This window comes from Helicobacter canis (assembly GCF_900451095.1).
Taxonomy (GTDB): domain Bacteria; phylum Campylobacterota; class Campylobacteria; order Campylobacterales; family Helicobacteraceae; genus Helicobacter_B; species Helicobacter_B zhangjianzhongii.
In genome coordinates, this window is sequence record NZ_UGHV01000001.1 from 404461 (window position 1) to 421293 (window position 16833).

Consider the following 16833-nt stretch of genomic DNA (forward strand, 5'->3'; position numbering starts at 1 on the left):
ATGAGTGGCATTGATATTGCGTGCTTATTTGTAGCTTGCGATGATAAGCTCCGTATTTTCCGCCGCTATGCGACCAATGATGGCAAAGGTGGGGTAGAGAAACTCAAAAAAGAGGGGCAAGAAGTCTTTGACATTGATGAAAGCTTGTGGAAGTGGTGGGAGAGGGAGCTAGAGATCATCTCTAGCGATAGAATGGATCTGTGCTTCATCTATGATACGCCTTATGAGATCCTTAGCCCCTACTTCACGCCCGCAAAAGACAGGAGTCGCTGGACTAGCTTAGGGCTTATCAAAGAGCTATTGCAGCGATGTAGCCTAGAGCCAAGAGAGCTGCTGCCTCCAAGCGGCAAGCCTATCGCTATGGATAAAGCAGGCAAGATAGATCGCCTGCATATCAGCATAGAAGTGGATATACACGCACCTTGCGTCCCTGCGATACCTAAGAGTAGGGAAAGGGAGAGGAATAGGTGGGCAGAGTATGTGAAAAATCGTGGAGCTAAAGATAGCAACTAGGCTTGATTGTAAGTATTGCCTGCCCACAAACCAACAAAGGATTAAACAATGATAAACCTAACTTCTCTCCCCCAAACTCTCCAAAGCAAGCACCACTACCACAGCAGCGACACAGCCCTAACCTACAAGCCTGTGCTAAAAGAGCTAGACCACCTAGACTGCGTGCTGTATCGCATCTCTAGTGTTACTTACCACAAAGACACCGATGCCCCGCAAATGCAGGCATTAGAAAATGTCCTAAGCTCTCTTAGGATACCCGGGATCAATATCATCTACCTTATGCTAGGCGATAAAAATGGCGTGGAGTTCTACTACGGCGTGGCTAGGGATTATATGAGCGATAGGGAGCTAAAGCTTAGTATCAAAGATATTGCGCGAGAGATTCTAGCCCCAAGTATCAAGGGTAATTTCCGCGGCAGCAAGCTTATCGAGCTTGATCGAGTCCAAAAAGAGCAGCTACTGCAAAAGATCCAGCACAGCACAGCAAGCAGCGTGATAGAGGGCGTGCCCGGCGTGATAGAAGAAGAAAACTTCCAAGGCGCAGATCGCCTAGCAGATACGATGATCAATATCGATAGCGTGCAGGATAGCTCCTTTGGCTTTATGGTCATAGCTTCGTGCGTGAATTATAAAGAAGTGGATTCTATCAAGACGCAGATTTATGAGATATATAGGGCGATCGCGTGTTTCGCCAAAGAGAGCGTGCAGATAGGCAGCAGCGATGGCACAAGCACAAGTGAAGGCATAAGTAAAAGCACTAGCACCAGTGAGAGTCATACACAAGGCACTAGCACCAATCAAAGCACTAGTAGCAGCCACAGCACAAGCCACAGCCAAACCCAAGGTAGGAATGAGAGCAAATCTATCACCAAAGGCACAAATGACAGCCGTAGCAGTGGCACAAACCACAGCCAAAGCACTAGCACAAGCGGCGACTACAAAAGCAATAGCAGCAGCGCGGGGGAGAGTGTCAGCACCAGCAGCAGCACACAAACAGGCACGAGCCACACCACAGGCACGCAAAAAGGCTCTTCACAGGCTAGCACACGCGAGATTGTCAATAAGTATTTCGCTAATTGGCAGGAATATATTGATGAAATTTTGCTCCCTAGGCTTGATTATGCCAGCGGTAAGGGGCTTTTTGCCAGTGGGATATTTTGCTTCTCAAACTCTCAAGTAGTCCTACACAAGCTGCAAAACACGGTCATCTCTCTTTTTAGCGGTCAAAAGGGCAACAAAATCCCCTTACGAGCCTTTCTCTTAGAATCCACTTCTACCGCACGCAAGGCATACACTAATCTCCAGCTCCCTCACCTGCAAGCCCCAGAGCAAAACGCCCTAGTCCCCCTAAGCTCCCAGAGCAGCGACAAGCTAGCAAATTGGCTTAGCACAAAGGAGCTAGGACTGCTGCTAGGCTTGCCCAAAAAAGATGTCATCGGCTTAGAATTGCGTGAAGAAGTGGAGTTTGGGCTAAATTTCACGCCTTTTGACAAGCAAATCACGCTAGGGCATTTGATCCAAAGTGGTAATAAAACAACCAAGCAAGTAGGCATTGATAGAGAAGCCCTTGATCGCCATATTTTTATCACAGGTGTTACAGGCAGCGGCAAAACAACCACCACCCAAACCCTACTGCTAAAATCCACTTTGCCATTTCTTGTGATTGAGCCAGCAAAGACAGAGTATCGCATCTTGCGCCGTAATTTTGGCGATGAGCTGCTAGTTTTCACGCTAGGCAAAGATAATGCCCTGCCCTTTCGGCTTAATCCTTTTGAGTTTTTCCCGCACGAGAGTATCACCTCACGCATTGATATGATCCGCGCGAGCATAGAAGCTGCCTTTGATATGGAAGCAGCTATCCCCCAGCTCATCGAGCAAGCGATATACAAAAGCTATGCAGACAAAGGCTGGAATATCGCTAGCAATGAAAATGCGTTTTTTGATGAGCCTTGGGCTGATGGAGTCTATGCCTTCCCTACACTTAGTGATGTGCTAGCAAATATAGAGGCTGTTGTAGAAGCGCAGGGCTTTGGCGATGAGGCAGGGCGACTGAAGGGCGAGTATATCGGCTCGATTAAAGCGCGGCTAGGAAGCTTGGTGCTAGGCTCTAAGGGCTTTATGCTTGATACAAAGCGATCGCTAGATTTTGTCGAGCTACTTAGCAAAAAGGTCGTGCTAGAAATGGAGGAGATCCGCAATGGCGCGGAAAAATCGCTTGTGATGGGGCTTGTTTTGGGGCATTTACTTGAAGCGATTAAAGCGCGATTTAAGCATAGCCCATCTAAAGAAGCCCAGCATATCATCGTCATAGAAGAAGCCCACAGACTCCTAAGCAAATTCCAGCCCGGTGATAACCCTAGCAAGAAGCAAGCGGTGGAGAGCTTTGCGGATATGCTCGCAGAAGTGCGCAAATACGGCGAGTGCCTAATCATCGCTGACCAAATCCCCAACAAGCTCACCCCAGAAGTGCTAAAAAACACCAACACCAAAATCGTGCATAAGCTCTTCGCCCAAGATGATAAGCAAGCAGTATCTAGCACTATCGCCTTAGAAGAGGAGCAGATGGAGTTTCTAAGCAGGCTTGAAAAAGGCGTGGCAGCGGTATTCTCCAGCGGCTTTCACAAAGCAGTCTTGGTAGAGATCACGCCGCATTCCAACACTTCCCAAGCCATTGTTGATGAGAGCGAGCTAGAGCCTAGTGTGTATGGACTTTATGCTGATAGCTATCAAAGGGGTATTGTGCTAGGCTCGCAGTTTTTATCCAAGCCTAGCTGGGAGGATATAAAGCAGCTGCTTAAGCTGCAAAGGAAGCTTATCTACGCGCTTGGGGCGTGGTGCAAAAACAAAAATCGCCCGCCTTATAGCCCCAAACTGCAAGCAGATTTGCAAGAATCCCGCAAATATTTTGATGATGAGCTTATCGCTAGAATCTTGCTGCTAGCAAATGACTTCGCCAAAGATGAAACCCAGCTAGAGCAAAAGCTTGAAAAAGCGTGCAAACTGCTGCAAGGCTATGGGGTGGGGGAGGTTACAGAAGCGTGGGATTTAGCCCTAGCAATAACATAGATTTAAGCAAGCACTGCTATAATCGCGCTTTATTTCCCCGCACACACCATACTTTAAAGGATAGCGATGAGAATCCTAGGGATTTCTGCTTACTACCACGATAGTGCTATCGCGCTTTTAGAAAATGATCGCATTGTATTTGCTCTGCAAGAGGAGCGACTCTCGCGCATTAAGGCTGATAGTGCGTTTCCTAAACTATCCATTGAAGCGGCATTGAACTACACTGCATTACAAACGGGGGGGGGGGGGGGCAAACTAGGCGCGTAGGCTTTGGGGCAACCGCAGACTCTTGCTCTACCCTAAAATCCATAAAAAGCACCACTAGCAATACCGCAAATCTTAGAATCTTTGAAGAAGAAAATGGGGTTGAGTGTGAAAAATCCCACCGCGAGCAGCTTTCCCTAGAATCCACTTTTGAAAATGTCCCAACTCTCAACGAGCAGCCAAAGGATTCTAGGATTTGCGATGAGAAAACAAGCGAAGCGGTGCAAGGCGGAGCCGCAGCAGGTTTCTTTAGTAAATCGGGGCTTTTCAAGGACTCTCAAGGGCGCGCACTTGGGGTGCGTAACCGCCGAGAGTCCGCAGAAATCGCCGATTTATCGCGCAAAGCCGAATCCATAACACTAGACTCTATCGATTCTTTTGTCTTCTACGACAAACCCTTTCTCACTTTTGAACGCCTACTTGAAACCTACTTCGCCACCGCACCAAAGGGCTTTCTAAGCTTTGTCAAGGCTATCCCGGTGTGGTTATCAACTAAACTTTTCTTAAAAGAGACAATTGCAAGGGAGCTAGAATCTCTATATAAAAAGCTCTATCCGCAAAAAAGCAAACAAGAGATAAAGGCGTTTAAACAAAAAGTGCTAGATAATCTCTACTTTAGCGAACATCACTTAAGCCATTGTAGTTCCGCATTTTTCCCAAGTCCTTTTAGAGATGCGGGGATTTTGACCCTTGATGGCATAGGTGAATGGGCGACTACAACGATTGCTAGGGGATTGGATAATCATATTGAGATTTTACAAGAGCTGCATTTTCCGCATTCTTTGGGGCTTTTATACTCTGCTTTTACTTATTATCTAGGCTTCAAAGTCAATTCTGGTGAATATAAAGTAATGGGTCTAGCCCCTTATGGTGAGCCAAAATTTGTGGAGACTATCAAAACACATTTAATTGATATGAAGCCTGATGGGAGCTTTTCACTCAATATGAAATATTTCTCCTACACTTATGGGCTAAAGATGACAAATGCCAAGTTTGACAGCCTTTTCCACGCACAAAGAAGCCCGGAATCTAAGCTAGAGCAAGTCCATATGGACATAGCCGCAAGCCTGCAAGTTGTTACTGAAGAGATAATGATAGCTCTAGCTCGCACCACAGCTAGGCTAAGTGGCAGTAGAAATCTCGTCCTTAGCGGTGGTGTCGCGCTTAATTGCGTAGGTAATGGCAAGATTTATCAAAAGCTTATTAAAGAAGAAAAGCTGCTCGATCATATTTGGGTCCAGCCGGCAAGTGGAGATGCAGGAAGTGCGGTGGGGTGTGGGTTGGCTTACTACCACATAGAATGCAAACAGCCCAGATATAGGGATTCAGCTTTTGGGCTAGAATCGAGGATTTCATCGCCGCGCTGCGTCGATAGACACCCAAGTCTTATCTCCTTGCGCGGCTCGAAAAGCCACGATTCTAGCTCCAAAATCTTAGAATCCCGCAGTGGCTTTACAAAACAAGCTGAAACCAAAACCACCGCCCTAGAATCCACTTTTGAAAGCCCCACCGCAAAACAAGCGACAGCGGTGCAAGGCGAAGCCGAAGCAGGTTTCTTTAGAATTCCTAGAATCCTTGAAGAAGAAAAAGGGGCTGAGTGTGAAAAATCCGCTTCATCGTCATCGCGAGCCGATGAAGTCGGCGTGGCGATCCATAAAGGCACAAAAGTGGATTCTAGTGCAAAAATGGATTGCCACGCCGCTGCTACCGCAGCGTCTCGCAATGACAGAAAAAACGCCGCTAGTGAAAACGCAGTTTCTTTAGAAAAAGTGGATTCTAGGGAAAACGCCAAAAATGTAAGCAAGCAGCCAAAGGATTCTAGGATTTTGGAGCTAGAATCGGGGCTTTCAAACGCCGCAAATATAAAGGGTCGCAGGCGGCAGGATTTGGGTGATAGAATCGTGGCTTTGCAAGGCGATTCAAGGGCGCATACTAGAGCGTATGTAACCGCAGAATCGCCGCAGCAATCCGCGATTCTAGCCCCAAAGCCAACGCCAAAGATAAGCCCAAGCAATTCTAAGATTTGTGATGAGAAATGTGGGTTGCAAGGAAAATCGCAAGGGAGTTACCTAAAGGGTAATGACTGCAGCGATTTTTTGCAGCTCCCACATTTATCGCACAAAGCTGAATTGCCCCTACAAGATTCTATGCAGGGAAGCTATTTAGGGCTATCCTACTCCAACGACGAAGTCCAAGCCGCGCTAGACTCCCTAAACGCGATTTATGAAAAGCACAGCTTTGACACGATTAAAACACTTACCGCTAAGGCATTAAGCGAGGGCAAAGTCGTAGGCTGGCATCAAGGGCGGTGTGAGTTTGGACCTAGGGCATTGGGGGCTAGATCGATTCTGGGCGATCCACGCAACACCACAATGCAAAAGACAATGAATCTAAAGATTAAATATAGAGAATCTTTCCGCCCATTTGCCCCAAGTGTGCTGGACTTTGCCATTAATGAGTGGTTTGAGTGTGATTATATAAGCCCTTATATGCTGCTTGTAGCCCCTGTGAAAAGGGAGAAATGCTACCCACTTACCAAAGAGCAAAAAGAGCTTTTTGGCATAGAAAAGCTAAATATTATTAGAAGCGAGATCCCAAGCGTTACGCATATTGACTATTCTGCCAGAATCCAGAGCGTGCATAAAGAGACAAATCCGCGTTATTACGCTTTGATAGAGGAGTTTTATAAGCTTAGCGGTGTGCCTGTGCTAGTGAATACGAGCTTTAATGTGCGGGGTGAGCCTATGGTGTGTAGCCCTTATGATTCTTATGCGTGTTTTATGGGGACGGAGATGGATCTGCTAGTGATAGAAGATTTTATTCTTTATAAAGAGAAACAGCCACAAGAGCATATCGCAAAGTTTAGGGATATTAAAGACAAATACGAGCTGGATTAAGGAGCGAAGATGAGATATAGCAAATTAAGCATAAAAATGCGTGGGCTACTATGGGCTTTGGTGTGGATTCTAGCAAGCATAGCGACTCTAAAGCTAGATAGCGTGCTAAAGGGTCGCGCAGGCTTTGGGATCTTGCCTTTTGCGCTAATTAGCTTAGGGGCTTTAGGGCTGCTAATCTACCTTGCCATAGTCTCAAAGCGCAAATCCCTTAAGCTCGCACTCTCTTATCTCACCATACTCCCACTTTGCATAATCATAGGCGAGCTGTATGGCTACTACACGCTAGAATCCACTTTTGAGCAAGATCCTTGCGCTGCTAGCACAAGCGGCACTTATGCGAGTGATTACTTCACCCCAAGCCCTATCACAGGCTACAAAGGCAAGCCAAGCATCACCGCCACCGCGCATAAAACCACGCATAATGGCACAACTATCTACAATGTCTCCTACACCACCGATGAGTTTGGCTGGCGGATCACGCCTAGTAGTAAAGTGGATTCTAGCTCTTGTGTGCTGTTTTTTGGCGATAGTTTTACCATAGGTGAAGGCGTGCAGGATAATGAAACCCTGCCCTTTTACTTTGGCACACACACAAATGCTAGGATCTATAATTTCGGCTTCCACGGCTATGGACCCCACCAAGCCCTAGCCCTTGTGCAAAGCGGCGAGGTAAAGCGCGTAGTCAAAGACTGCGCGAGCGTGCTAGCTATCTATGAGAGCTTGCCCGGGCATATCGCTAGGGCTAGTGGCTTTTCATCGTGGGAGCAAGGCACAAATGCCCCTAGATTCTCCCTTGATCCTAGTGGCTCTCTAGTGTGGGGCAATGCATATTTGCATACAAGTCCCTTGCTAGCCAAGCTTGCCCCTAAGCTCCAAGCCCGCCTAGCACAAAGCTATCTCTACAAGCTTCTTGCCCCTGTGTATAGCTATGATGAGAGCCATAACGCCCTGTATTTTGCGATTATTGGCGCGCTGCAAAAGCAGCTACAAGAGCAGTTTAATGCACGCTTTGCGCTTGTGCTGTGGGACTCTAGTGATGTAAGCGATGAGATAGAGCGCAAGGAGTCGCACGCGATTACTAAGCATTTTGCAAACGGCTTAGGGGGGGGGGCAATGGATTTAGTGCTAGCTAGCGAGATTTTGCCCAACTATAAGCAGCAAAGGGAAGCCTACGCGATCCATAGCTGTGATTTACACCCAAATGCTCGGGCAAATGCGCAGATCGCGGAGTTTATCGCCGAGCGGATAGAAAGCGGCAGCATAAAGGCAAAAAGTGGATTCTAGGAGCAACGCCCTTTTATTGTCATTGCAAGCTTTGGCGCAAGACAAAGCACGGCGATCTATACACACAAAACACACCCTAGAATCCACTTTTATCTCACAAGCTGACTTCTCTCTGTCATCGCGAGCCGATCAACCCCTTTTCCCGTCATCGCGAGCCGATGAACCCCATTTCCTGTCATCGCGAGCGAGTGAAACGAGCGTGGCGATCCACAAAGGCGCAAAAGTGGATTCTAGGAAAGCTGCAAATGTAAGCAAGCAGGCAAAGGATTCTAGGATTTTTGATGAGAAATGTGGGTTGCAAGGAAAATCGCAAAGGAGTTACCTTAGCGGTAATGACTGCAGCGATTGTCCGCCGCTCCCGCATTTATCGCGCAAAGCCAAATCCACTAACTAAAAGGAGCTATTATGAGTGCTTATGACTTACGCATATTCTTAAGCATTTGGGCGGGGATTTTTGCCCTCTTCCTACTCTCTGGAGTCCTTCTACACGATCATTATAGAATCTGGGCGATTACAGGGCTTGGCATAGCCCTAGCCTTGCAAGCTTACCCCAAGCTTGCCACACCACTCTATATCGCGCAGATAAAAGTCGGCAGCGTGATGGGCTGGTGCATTTCTCGCGCATCGCTGGTGGTGCTGTATTTTTGCGTGTTTGTGCCTTTGGGGCTGGTGTTTAAGCTAGCTAGGCGCGATATTCTCGCCCCCAAGCTTCATAATGACAGCTACTTCATCAAGCGCGACAAGCAGCCCACAAGTATGAAAAACCAATTCTAAAGGAAGCACGATGAGATGGCACAAACCCCTAACGCTCACGCTGTGGATTCTAGCTTGGCTTGGCACTAGTGCCATAGTGCTAAAGCTAGATGGAGTGTGTATGCAGAAATTTGAGTATAGTATCTTGCCATATATGTGGATTAGCGCGGCACTCACGCTACTTCTCATCTACTTCGCGCGTAAATCCCGCACGGAAGCCCTTAAGCTCACGCTCTCATATCTCACCATACTCCCACTTTGCATAATCGCAGGCGAAGGCTTTTTCTACTACAAAAAGCTTGCTATAAGCAGCTCTCGGCTTACACAGCCGCACGAGATTTTGGGCTTTGCCAATACGCCCAATCTCTTTATACAAACTCCTTTTTCAGTCGATGGCAAGCTTGTCTATGATCCCACTTACACGCACGATACTTATGGCAATCGCATAACCCCACACAACAACGACTCTAAAGCCTGTATCAATATTTATGGCGGTAGCTTCGCCTATGGCTCGGGACTTAGCGATGATGAGACTCTAGGAGCATTTTTAGCCAAAGATCTGCCACATTTCCATATCAATAACTTTGGCATAGGTGGCGCAGGGGCACATACAATGCTAGCGCGATTAGAATTTGATCTTGACAAGCAAGCACTATCACAATGCCAAGAAAATATCTTTTTCTACATCATTATCCCACATCATATTTATCGCGCATTAGGCGCGGTGCTAGGTCCAAAATACACGCTAGATCCTACCGGCACACCGCGATACCAAGGCGTATTTACCAAAGAAGCGCAAAAGCCCTTCTATAAAGAAGACTACACAACGCCAAAGCCCTTTACTATACAAGAAAAGCTCATAAACCAGCTTGAAAAATCATATATAGTTAAGTTCATCTCAAACCCTAGTCAAAACTATGATTCTAAAGATCTCTTAGCCTTAGAGTCGTATCAAATCGGTGTCGCCTCTCACCCTGACATTAATTTACCCATTAAAGATACGCAGCCCTACTTCGCCATTGTGGCTAAAATCCAAGCCATTTTGCGCGAGCGATACAACGCGCCGCTTTATGTGCTTGTGTATGACTACGATATGCACGCGCAGTTTTTAGACAGATACGATAGCCTAATACAAGAGAGCCTAGCGCAAATGGGCATAAAGTTTTGGACAATGAGCGAGATTCTAGGAGATGAGTATAAGCAGGACTTAGCGCGGGTTAAGCGCGGGGATTTGGAGCATTTCGCTTATCGTATCTCGCGCTGGGATACCCACCCAAACGCTAGAGCAAATGCGCAGATCGCGGAGTTTATCGCCGCACGGATAGAAAGCGGCAGCATAAAGGCAAAAAGTGGATTCTAGGAGCAACGCCCATTTTCTGTCATCGCAAGCCGATGAACCCCTTTTCCCGTCATCGCAAGCCGATGAACCCCTTTTCCCGTCATCGCGAGCGAGTGAAACGAGCGTGGCGATCCACAAAGGCGCAAAAGTGGATTCTAGGATTTTTGACGAGAAATGTGGGTTGCAAGGACAATCGCAAAGGAGTTACCTTAGCGGTAATGACTGCAGCGATTGTCCGCCGCTCCCGCATTTATCGCAAAAAGCCAAATCCACCAGCCAAAATCCAACATCAAACTAAAAAGGAGCAGTAATGAACCTAATCAAAGAGCTATGGGCGTTTTTGAAAGAGCGCAAGAAATTTTGGCTTTTCCCTGTGATTGTGGTGATGCTTTTCTTAGGTGCGCTTATTGTGCTGGCTAAGGGCTCAGCAGTTGCGCCGTTTATTTATACGATTTTTTAACGCAAAGGGATTTGTGGGATTCGGCTTTGGGTGAGCAATGCGGCAGTGTTGCGCGTTATGGCAAAGGCACGATCGCCAAGATCGCTAACCTTCCACAAAAACGCCAAAGCTCCCACAGCCCCACCGCAATTCCTAGAATCCTTGAAGAAGACAATCGTGCCTCGTGTGAAAATCCGCAAAAGTGGATTGCCACGCGGATTTTCAATCCGCTCGCAATGACAAAAAAATAGCCCTTGTGAAAAAGTGGATTCTAGGATTTTTAACAAAAACGCCAAAAATGTAAGCGAGTCGCAGGCGGAAGCAGTTGAGATGAAAAATCGTGGCTTTCTAAAGAAACATCGGCACAGCCTAAGCGGTATCCCTTGTTTTCAAGGCAGCTTTCTTGAGTAAAGCCAAATCGCCTAAAACACTACAGGCGGCAGAATTTTAAAAACGGATTCTAGTGCAAAACGATTCTAAGAATTGCAGTGGGGCTGTGGGAGCTTTGCGCGTTATGGTAAAGGTTAGCGATCTTGGCGATCGTGCCTTTGCCATAACGCGCAACACTGCCGCATTGCTCACCCAAGGCTAAATCGCCTAAAAAGCCACAGGCGGCAGGATTTTTGAGATAGAATCGGGGCTTTGCGAGCGCGTGCAAGGGCGCATACTTGGGCGTATGTAACCGCAGGGCGCGCGAAGCAATCGCCGATTCTAGCCAAAAAGCCAACGCCCACAACCTAAAGCGGTTTAATGAGTTTTTAAGGGGGGGGGAGTAGCATTCCCACCCAAATCCCAAGTGCTAGCCCTAGCACTAGGACTAAGGATAAGAATGCTAAAGCCCCTTGCCAAGTCTCTCTACAAACGCGCCAAGTCCGCTTACCACACCCACCAAGCGATGAAGTATTTTGACCAAAAGACGCAAAATTATCTAGCCATACACAAGCACCTATCCCCCCTGCCAGAGCCTGCCAAGCAAGAAGCCCTAGCGTTTTGGCAGCCCCTTTTGCCTAAGCACCGCTTAAGGCACACGCTTAGCTGGCATACGATCATCTACAATTCTAACCGCTTCTGCCCCAGCCACCCTGCCTACCTTGACAATGCTTTCTACTATCTTACACTCCTGCCCTATCTCAACACCCAAGGCTACGCCAAAGCCCTAGCGGATAAAAACTACTATGACGCGCTTTTTTCTACCTACAATCGCCCAAGCACGATTGCTAGGCGTATCAATGGCAGCTACTATGTGCTAGATTCTAGCAAGCCTAAATCCTCCGCGCTAGAATCCACCCCAAATCCCCTGCGCCACAAGATCATCTCCCAAGCGGATTTTATCCAGCTTGTGCGTTCTAGCACGCCTTGTGTGATCAAGCCCACAAGAGCTAGCGAAACCGGCTCTGGCAGCAATATCCGCCTGCTAGAATCCACCCTAGACAAAGATGAGCTAGAGTCCTTGCTGCGCCACTATCCAAGTGATTTCATCGTGCAGGACAAAATCGCCCAAGCTCCATTCCTATCCGCGCTAAATCCCACAAGTATCAACACGATCCGCATAGTAAGCCTGCTGTATGAAGGCAGCTTTTCTATCGTATCAGCGACCTTGCTTGTGGGCGAAGATGGGCTTACTTCTAATGGCGGGCATTTCCGCATAGGGATTGATATGGATTCTGGGCTATTGCGAGATTTTATCATTAGGGGCAAGGGCGAGCCTATCGCCGCGCTGCCAAATGCCAAAGATCTAAGCTACAAATCCACGCCAATCCCTAGCTTCAAGGAGCTGCTAGCGATGACGCGCGATATGCACTCGCTTTTGCCACATTTTGGGCTAATTGGCTGGGACTTCACCCTAGATAGCACAAATAAGCCATTGTTTATAGAAATCAACCCTGATGTGCCCGGATGCGAAATAATGGAGCAGCTCAATGAGCCGATGTTCAAAAACCACCAAGAAATCATCACTTCAGCAGCGACACATCACGCAAAATATTAAAGTCTCTTATGCAGCCAAATATTTTTATCCAAACACTAAAACCCTATATCCCAATAGCGCATAAAATATGGGAAATCCCAAATCACAAAGATATTTTAAAACTCGATTGGAACGAATCCACACTGCCGCCCTCGCCACAAGTTTTGCTAGCCCTACACAAAGCCCTAGAAAATGATCACTTGCATTGGTATCCCAACACCAAAAACGATACATTACTACAACTTCTAAGCACATATACAAAGCTTCCTAGCTCGTGTATAGAGACTTTTGCAAGCTCGGATTGTGCGCACGAATTTATCTTGCAAGTTTTTGCGATGGCTGGCGATCGCGTGTGCATTATCGCACCCACTTATGATAATTTCCGCTCAAGCGCGCAAGGCAGAGGGCTACAAAGCGTATTTTTCCACACAAATAGCGGCAATATTGAATGGGAGAAATTAGATACATTCCTAGAATCTAACGCGCCCCAAATGCTCTACATCTGCAACCCCAACAACCCAACCGGCACACTACACGATACAAATGCCCTTACAAAGCTCATACAAAAATATGCGGATATTATGTTTATTGTCGATGAAGCGTATTATGAGTTTTGCGGTATAAGCTTGGCACATATCGTGCCACACACGCCAAACCTCATCATCACAAGGACATTTTCCAAAGCCTTTGGGCTTGCTTCACTGCGGATAGGCTATGTCCTAAGCACCGCCCAAAATATAACCGCTCTAAATCGCTTAAGAAACGCCAAAAATATCCCGCATTTATCACAAATCGGCGCAATTGCGGCACTAGAAAACATCGCATATATGCAAGATTATGTCAAAGAAGTCAAGCAAGGCAGGCAGTATTTTTTACAAGTTTTGGGAGAAATGCGAGATCTTTATGTCTATACCACAGAGGCGAATTTTGTCTTTCTGCGTTATGACAAAGCTGAGAACCTATGTGAATTTTTAGAATCTAAGCATATATTTATCCGCAATTACGCGCATATTCTGCCAAGCCACTGCCGCATAAGTATTGGCACAAAAGCCCAAATGCAAAAAGTCGCCCACTATATGCAAGATTTTATTACTCAAAATTAGCGCGTGAGAGAAAAGGCGATGAAGCAGATTCTAGCGATTTTTGACTTTTGTGAAACGATCGTGGATAGACAGAGTATATCGCCCTTTTTGGAGCTAGCACGCAAGGCAAATAGCGCGTATAGGTCGCCAAGCTCGTATAAACAGAGACTGCTGCGCAAAGGGGCTAGGATTCTCTATAAGGCTTTGCTTAGCGGGGATTCGGCTTTACTAAAGAAACATCGGCTATCGCCGAACGCTTCGCTTGTTTTGGGTAGTCATTCCGCAGATTTAGAATTGTCATCGCGAGCCGATGAACACCTTTTCCCGTCATCGCGAGCCGATGAAGTCGGCGTGGCGATCCATAAAGGCGCAAAAGTGGATTCTAGAAAAAAGTATTCTACTAGCGCGGAATGTGTGGATTGCCACGCCGCTGCTACCGCAGCGTCTCGCAATGACAGCAAAAATAGCCCTTGTGAAAAAGTGGATTCTAGTGATACTCCCATTTTTGCTTCCGCAAAAACTATGGATTGCCACGCCTTGCCTAGCGGCAAGGCTCGCAATGACAGAAATCTAAGCGGCTTGGCGCAGGATTCTAGGATTTTCAACAAAAACGCCCAAAATGTAGAAACGCCGCAGGCGGCAGGATTTGCGATTTTTAATAAAAACGCCACAACTCTAAGCGACTCCGCAAAGGATTCTAGGATTTTTGAAAGCCAAGCTCAAAATGTGTTTTGTAGCCAAGCTGCAGGCGGCAGGATTTGCGATGAGAAAGCAGGGTTGTGCAGTGGCGAGCAAGGAGATAAGACTAGAGGTCTATCGACGCCGCGAGCCACAAACTCCCTGCTTTATCGCGCAAAGCCAACGCCCAAACCAAAAAAGCTCAATCTGCTACACAAAGCCCTGATAATTCCTACTTATCCTGAGCTAGCTGGCTTGCCTCTCTCAACCGCCCTATCCCTAGCCCACTCCTACGCCCTAAGCCTACGCACTCATATCAATCAAAAAGTCCTAGATAGGCTGCTGTGGCACAAGGCGCAGGGGCATACCATAGTCGTGGTATCTGGAGGGCTTGGCATTTATATCCGCCCTTTTATGCAGCAATTTGGCATAGATACAATCCTAGCCGTCGAGCTAGAATCCACTTTTGATAAACAAGGGCAAGAGATCCTAAGCGGCAATAGATCAGGGCTACACACAATGCAAGAGCGCAAGCTCTATGCCCTAGATGATCGCCTAGACCTAGCGCAATACGACTTGCCAAACTCCTATGCCTATAGCGACTGCCCAAGTGATGTGCCGCTGCTCTCTCTAGTGGGCAAGCCCTGCGTGGTGCAGGGTAGTCAGGAGACGAGGTGGGCGAGAATCCTAGGCTATCCAATCTTAGTGCCTTAGTGTTGCTGGGGGATTCGGCTTTACTAAAGAAACATCGGCTAACGCCGACCGCTTCGCTTGTTTTGGGTAGTCATTCCCTAGATTTAGCAAATTTTGGGACAACCGCAGACCTCTAGTCTAGCTCTGCCCCAAAACAAGCGAAGCGCAGTTTCTTTAGAAAATTTGCTAAAAGCTACGAAAGCACTACCGCAATTCCTAGAATCCTTGGGGAAGACAAACAGGCTGAAAGTGAAAATCCGCAAAAGTGGATTACTAAAGAAACTTCGCTTCGCTTGTTTTGCCACGCGGATTTTCAATCCGCTCGCAATGACAAAAAAACAGCCCTTGTGAAAAATCAACTCAAACCCTAGAATCCACTTTTTTAAACAACGCACAAAAAACACAAAGCGTAGCTTCTTTAGAAAAAGTGGATTCTAGGAGCAATGCCCTTTTTCTATCATCGCGAGCCGTGTGCCATACCACCCTATCGTCATCGCGAGCGAGTGAAACGAGCGTGGCGATCCATAAAGGCGCAAAAGTGGATTCTAGAAAAAAGTATTCTGCTAGCGCAGAATGTGTGGATTACTAAAGAAACTTCGCTTCGCTTGTTTTGCCACGCCTTGCCTAGCGGCAAGGCTCGCAATGACAGAAAAATGGGCGTTTTCAAAAAAAATCGGCGTTGTATAAAAGCGGATTCTAGCCCAAACGATTCTAAGAATTGCGGTATTGCTTCGCTTGTTTTCTAAAGAAACCTGCTTCGGCTTCGCCTTGCACCGCTTCGCTTGTTTTCTAAAGAAACTTCGCTTCGCTTGTTTTGCGTGATTTTTGGGGTGGAAGTTACCTAAGCGGTAATGACTACTCCAAAAATCACGCAATCAGGTGAATGCTCACCCAAGGCTGAATCGCTCGCTTAAACTTCTGCCAAAAATGCCGAATATATAGGAACATTTATTGCTACAATTAAGGGCTAGAAAGGACACGCGATGAATATTACTTATTGTGATCGTTATGTGCAGATCGAGCTGCTTAAAGGCACGCGCCTGCTCGATAAAGCCCTAGAATACGCACAAAAACACTTCTCTAAGCATTATCGCCTATCTAGCTCTGTGCTGATTCTAGATGATGGCGAGCGGTTTAAGAAAGATTATTTAATCAATTGGGCTTATCACGCTACTTTGCAGAGCGAGCATAGCACCAAGCTTCTCCCACGCCAGCCCTTGCAAAAAGTGGATTCTAGTAGCCAGAGCGAGCCAGAGCCAAGCGAGCCTACCGAGCTAGAGCAGATCCTAAGCCACTCCCACTTGCCCATACGCATTAAAATCACTAGCCCCAATGATATGCTAAAGCGCGTCAAAGTCCATATCCACCTAGCTAGCCTTGATCAAGTGCTTTTGCGACTTGAAGAAGATGATCGCGTAGCACGCCGCTATATCCGCACGCTTTTTAGCGGTAAAATCATCTATGAAGTAGAAAATGAGTTTTGCATTAACGCCGCTGGGTATAGCGAGTCGATGTGGCAGAGTGTGATAGAGCTTATCAGCTCGCGCGTGATCCACAATGTCGCCCTAGAGTTTGAATACCAAAAGCCAGAAGAGGGCGAGGGCTTCCTAACGCGCGAAGAATACCTGCTGCGCAAGTGTTATAGCGAGCTAGATGTGGGATTTGATGAATCACTAGAAGCAGTCAAAAAGCAATACCTAAAGCTTGCTAAAATCTTCCACCCTGATAATGCCCTAGACAAAGATCCCCACACGCAAGAATACTACCAAGACCGCTTCAAAAAAATCTCCCACGCCTACAAGACTATCAAAAACGCCAAGATTCACAAACGCGCCACTGCCTAGCTTATGCTACAATCA

The 16833-nt window shown here is 47.0% G+C and carries 19 protein-coding genes; all 19 read left to right on the forward strand.

What is annotated here, in order from left to right:
• The 19 genes from DX060_RS02015 (at nt 1) to DX060_RS02100 (ending at nt 16818) form a co-directional block, all read left to right on the forward strand.
• On the forward strand, nt 1-513 hold the full coding sequence (locus DX060_RS02015; protein WP_115010921.1) for a hypothetical protein: 513 nt from the start codon (nt 1-3) through the stop codon (nt 511-513).
• 48 nt (nt 514-561) lie between these two features.
• On the forward strand, nt 562-3579 hold the full coding sequence (locus DX060_RS02020) for an ATP-binding protein (protein WP_115010922.1): 3018 nt from the start codon (nt 562-564) through the stop codon (nt 3577-3579).
• Nucleotides 3580-3645: 66 nt separating this feature from the next.
• Entirely contained in the window at nt 3646-3846 is a 201-nt protein-coding gene (locus tag DX060_RS02025) for a carbamoyltransferase N-terminal domain-containing protein (RefSeq protein ID WP_115010923.1), read from the forward strand.
• A 293-nt stretch (nt 3847-4139) separates the two neighbouring features.
• Nucleotides 4140-6740: a carbamoyltransferase N-terminal domain-containing protein gene (locus DX060_RS11790; RefSeq protein ID WP_258552305.1), complete on the forward strand. Its 2601-nt coding sequence runs from the start codon at nt 4140-4142 to the stop codon at nt 6738-6740.
• A 9-nt stretch (nt 6741-6749) separates the two neighbouring features.
• Nucleotides 6750-8024, forward strand: coding sequence for a hypothetical protein (locus DX060_RS02045; protein WP_115010925.1), 1275 nt, complete (start codon nt 6750-6752; stop codon nt 8022-8024).
• On the forward strand, nt 8014-8418 hold the full coding sequence (locus tag DX060_RS11795) for a hypothetical protein (RefSeq protein WP_258552156.1): 405 nt from the start codon (nt 8014-8016) through the stop codon (nt 8416-8418). Before DX060_RS02045 ends, DX060_RS11795 begins: the two co-directional genes overlap by 11 nt.
• Nucleotides 8419-8429: 11 nt before the next feature.
• A complete protein-coding gene (locus DX060_RS02055) occupies nt 8430-8798 on the forward strand; it encodes a hypothetical protein (RefSeq protein WP_258552157.1) in 369 nt (122 codons plus the stop codon).
• Nucleotides 8799-8808: 10 nt separating this feature from the next.
• Entirely contained in the window at nt 8809-10137 is a 1329-nt protein-coding gene (locus DX060_RS02060; RefSeq protein WP_115010927.1) for an SGNH/GDSL hydrolase family protein, read from the forward strand.
• Nucleotides 10127-10414 carry a hypothetical protein gene (locus DX060_RS11800; protein ID WP_258552158.1) on the forward strand — a complete coding sequence of 96 codons (288 nt, stop codon included), beginning with the start codon at nt 10127-10129 and terminating at the stop codon, nt 10412-10414. Before DX060_RS02060 ends, DX060_RS11800 begins: the two co-directional genes overlap by 11 nt.
• Before the next feature lie 12 nt (nt 10415-10426).
• Entirely contained in the window at nt 10427-10576 is a 150-nt protein-coding gene (locus DX060_RS11115; protein ID WP_170235161.1) for a DUF5989 family protein, read from the forward strand.
• A 26-nt stretch (nt 10577-10602) separates the two neighbouring features.
• Nucleotides 10603-10806, forward strand: a complete 204-nt coding sequence (locus DX060_RS10795) for a hypothetical protein (RefSeq protein WP_115012375.1) — start codon at nt 10603-10605, stop codon at nt 10804-10806.
• A gap of 13 nt (nt 10807-10819) precedes the next feature.
• A complete protein-coding gene (locus tag DX060_RS11120; protein ID WP_181814134.1) occupies nt 10820-10966 on the forward strand; it encodes a hypothetical protein in 147 nt (48 codons plus the stop codon).
• Nucleotides 10967-11018: 52 nt separating this feature from the next.
• Nucleotides 11019-11147, forward strand: coding sequence for a hypothetical protein (locus DX060_RS11805; protein ID WP_258552159.1), 129 nt, complete (start codon nt 11019-11021; stop codon nt 11145-11147).
• A 237-nt stretch (nt 11148-11384) separates the two neighbouring features.
• Complete coding sequence (locus DX060_RS02080) at nt 11385-12542, forward strand: sugar-transfer associated ATP-grasp domain-containing protein (protein WP_115010930.1); 1158 nt, start codon at nt 11385-11387, stop codon at nt 12540-12542.
• Nucleotides 12543-12550: 8 nt separating this feature from the next.
• Nucleotides 12551-13624 (forward strand): pyridoxal phosphate-dependent aminotransferase, encoded by a 1074-nt coding sequence (locus tag DX060_RS02085; protein ID WP_115010931.1) that lies wholly within the window; start codon nt 12551-12553, stop codon nt 13622-13624.
• Nucleotides 13625-13642: 18 nt separating this feature from the next.
• Complete coding sequence (locus DX060_RS11125; protein WP_181814135.1) at nt 13643-14995, forward strand: HAD-IB family hydrolase; 1353 nt, start codon at nt 13643-13645, stop codon at nt 14993-14995.
• Between the two features lie 406 nt (nt 14996-15401).
• Nucleotides 15402-15563 (forward strand): hypothetical protein, encoded by a 162-nt coding sequence (locus tag DX060_RS11130; protein WP_181814136.1) that lies wholly within the window; start codon nt 15402-15404, stop codon nt 15561-15563.
• Nucleotides 15550-15720 (forward strand): hypothetical protein, encoded by a 171-nt coding sequence (locus DX060_RS11135; protein ID WP_181814137.1) that lies wholly within the window; start codon nt 15550-15552, stop codon nt 15718-15720. The genes DX060_RS11130 and DX060_RS11135 overlap by 14 nt, the downstream gene beginning before the upstream one ends.
• A gap of 237 nt (nt 15721-15957) precedes the next feature.
• Nucleotides 15958-16818, forward strand: a complete 861-nt coding sequence (locus DX060_RS02100) for a J domain-containing protein (RefSeq protein WP_115010933.1) — start codon at nt 15958-15960, stop codon at nt 16816-16818.
• The last annotated feature ends 15 nt before the right edge of the window (nt 16819-16833 follow it).

Bases quoted from the DNA above. Each gene is read 5' to 3' on its own strand.
- DX060_RS02085 (WP_115010931.1), top strand. From the start codon at position 12,551: ATGCAGCCAAATATTTTTATCCAAACACTAAAACCCTATATCCCAATA.
- DX060_RS02025 (WP_115010923.1), top strand. From the start codon at position 3,646: ATGAGAATCCTAGGGATTTCTGCTTACTACCACGATAGTGCTATCGCG.
- DX060_RS02080 (WP_115010930.1), top strand. From the start codon at position 11,385: ATGCTAAAGCCCCTTGCCAAGTCTCTCTACAAACGCGCCAAGTCCGCT.
- DX060_RS02045 (WP_115010925.1), top strand. From the start codon at position 6,750: ATGAGATATAGCAAATTAAGCATAAAAATGCGTGGGCTACTATGGGCT.
- DX060_RS02015 (WP_115010921.1), top strand. From the start codon at position 1: ATGAGTGGCATTGATATTGCGTGCTTATTTGTAGCTTGCGATGATAAG.
- DX060_RS02100 (WP_115010933.1), top strand. From the start codon at position 15,958: ATGAATATTACTTATTGTGATCGTTATGTGCAGATCGAGCTGCTTAAA.
- DX060_RS02060 (WP_115010927.1), top strand. From the start codon at position 8,809: ATGAGATGGCACAAACCCCTAACGCTCACGCTGTGGATTCTAGCTTGG.
- DX060_RS11115 (WP_170235161.1), top strand. From the start codon at position 10,427: ATGAACCTAATCAAAGAGCTATGGGCGTTTTTGAAAGAGCGCAAGAAA.
- DX060_RS02020 (WP_115010922.1), top strand. From the start codon at position 562: ATGATAAACCTAACTTCTCTCCCCCAAACTCTCCAAAGCAAGCACCAC.
- DX060_RS02055 (WP_258552157.1), top strand. From the start codon at position 8,430: ATGAGTGCTTATGACTTACGCATATTCTTAAGCATTTGGGCGGGGATT.
- DX060_RS11125 (WP_181814135.1), top strand. From the start codon at position 13,643: ATGAAGCAGATTCTAGCGATTTTTGACTTTTGTGAAACGATCGTGGAT.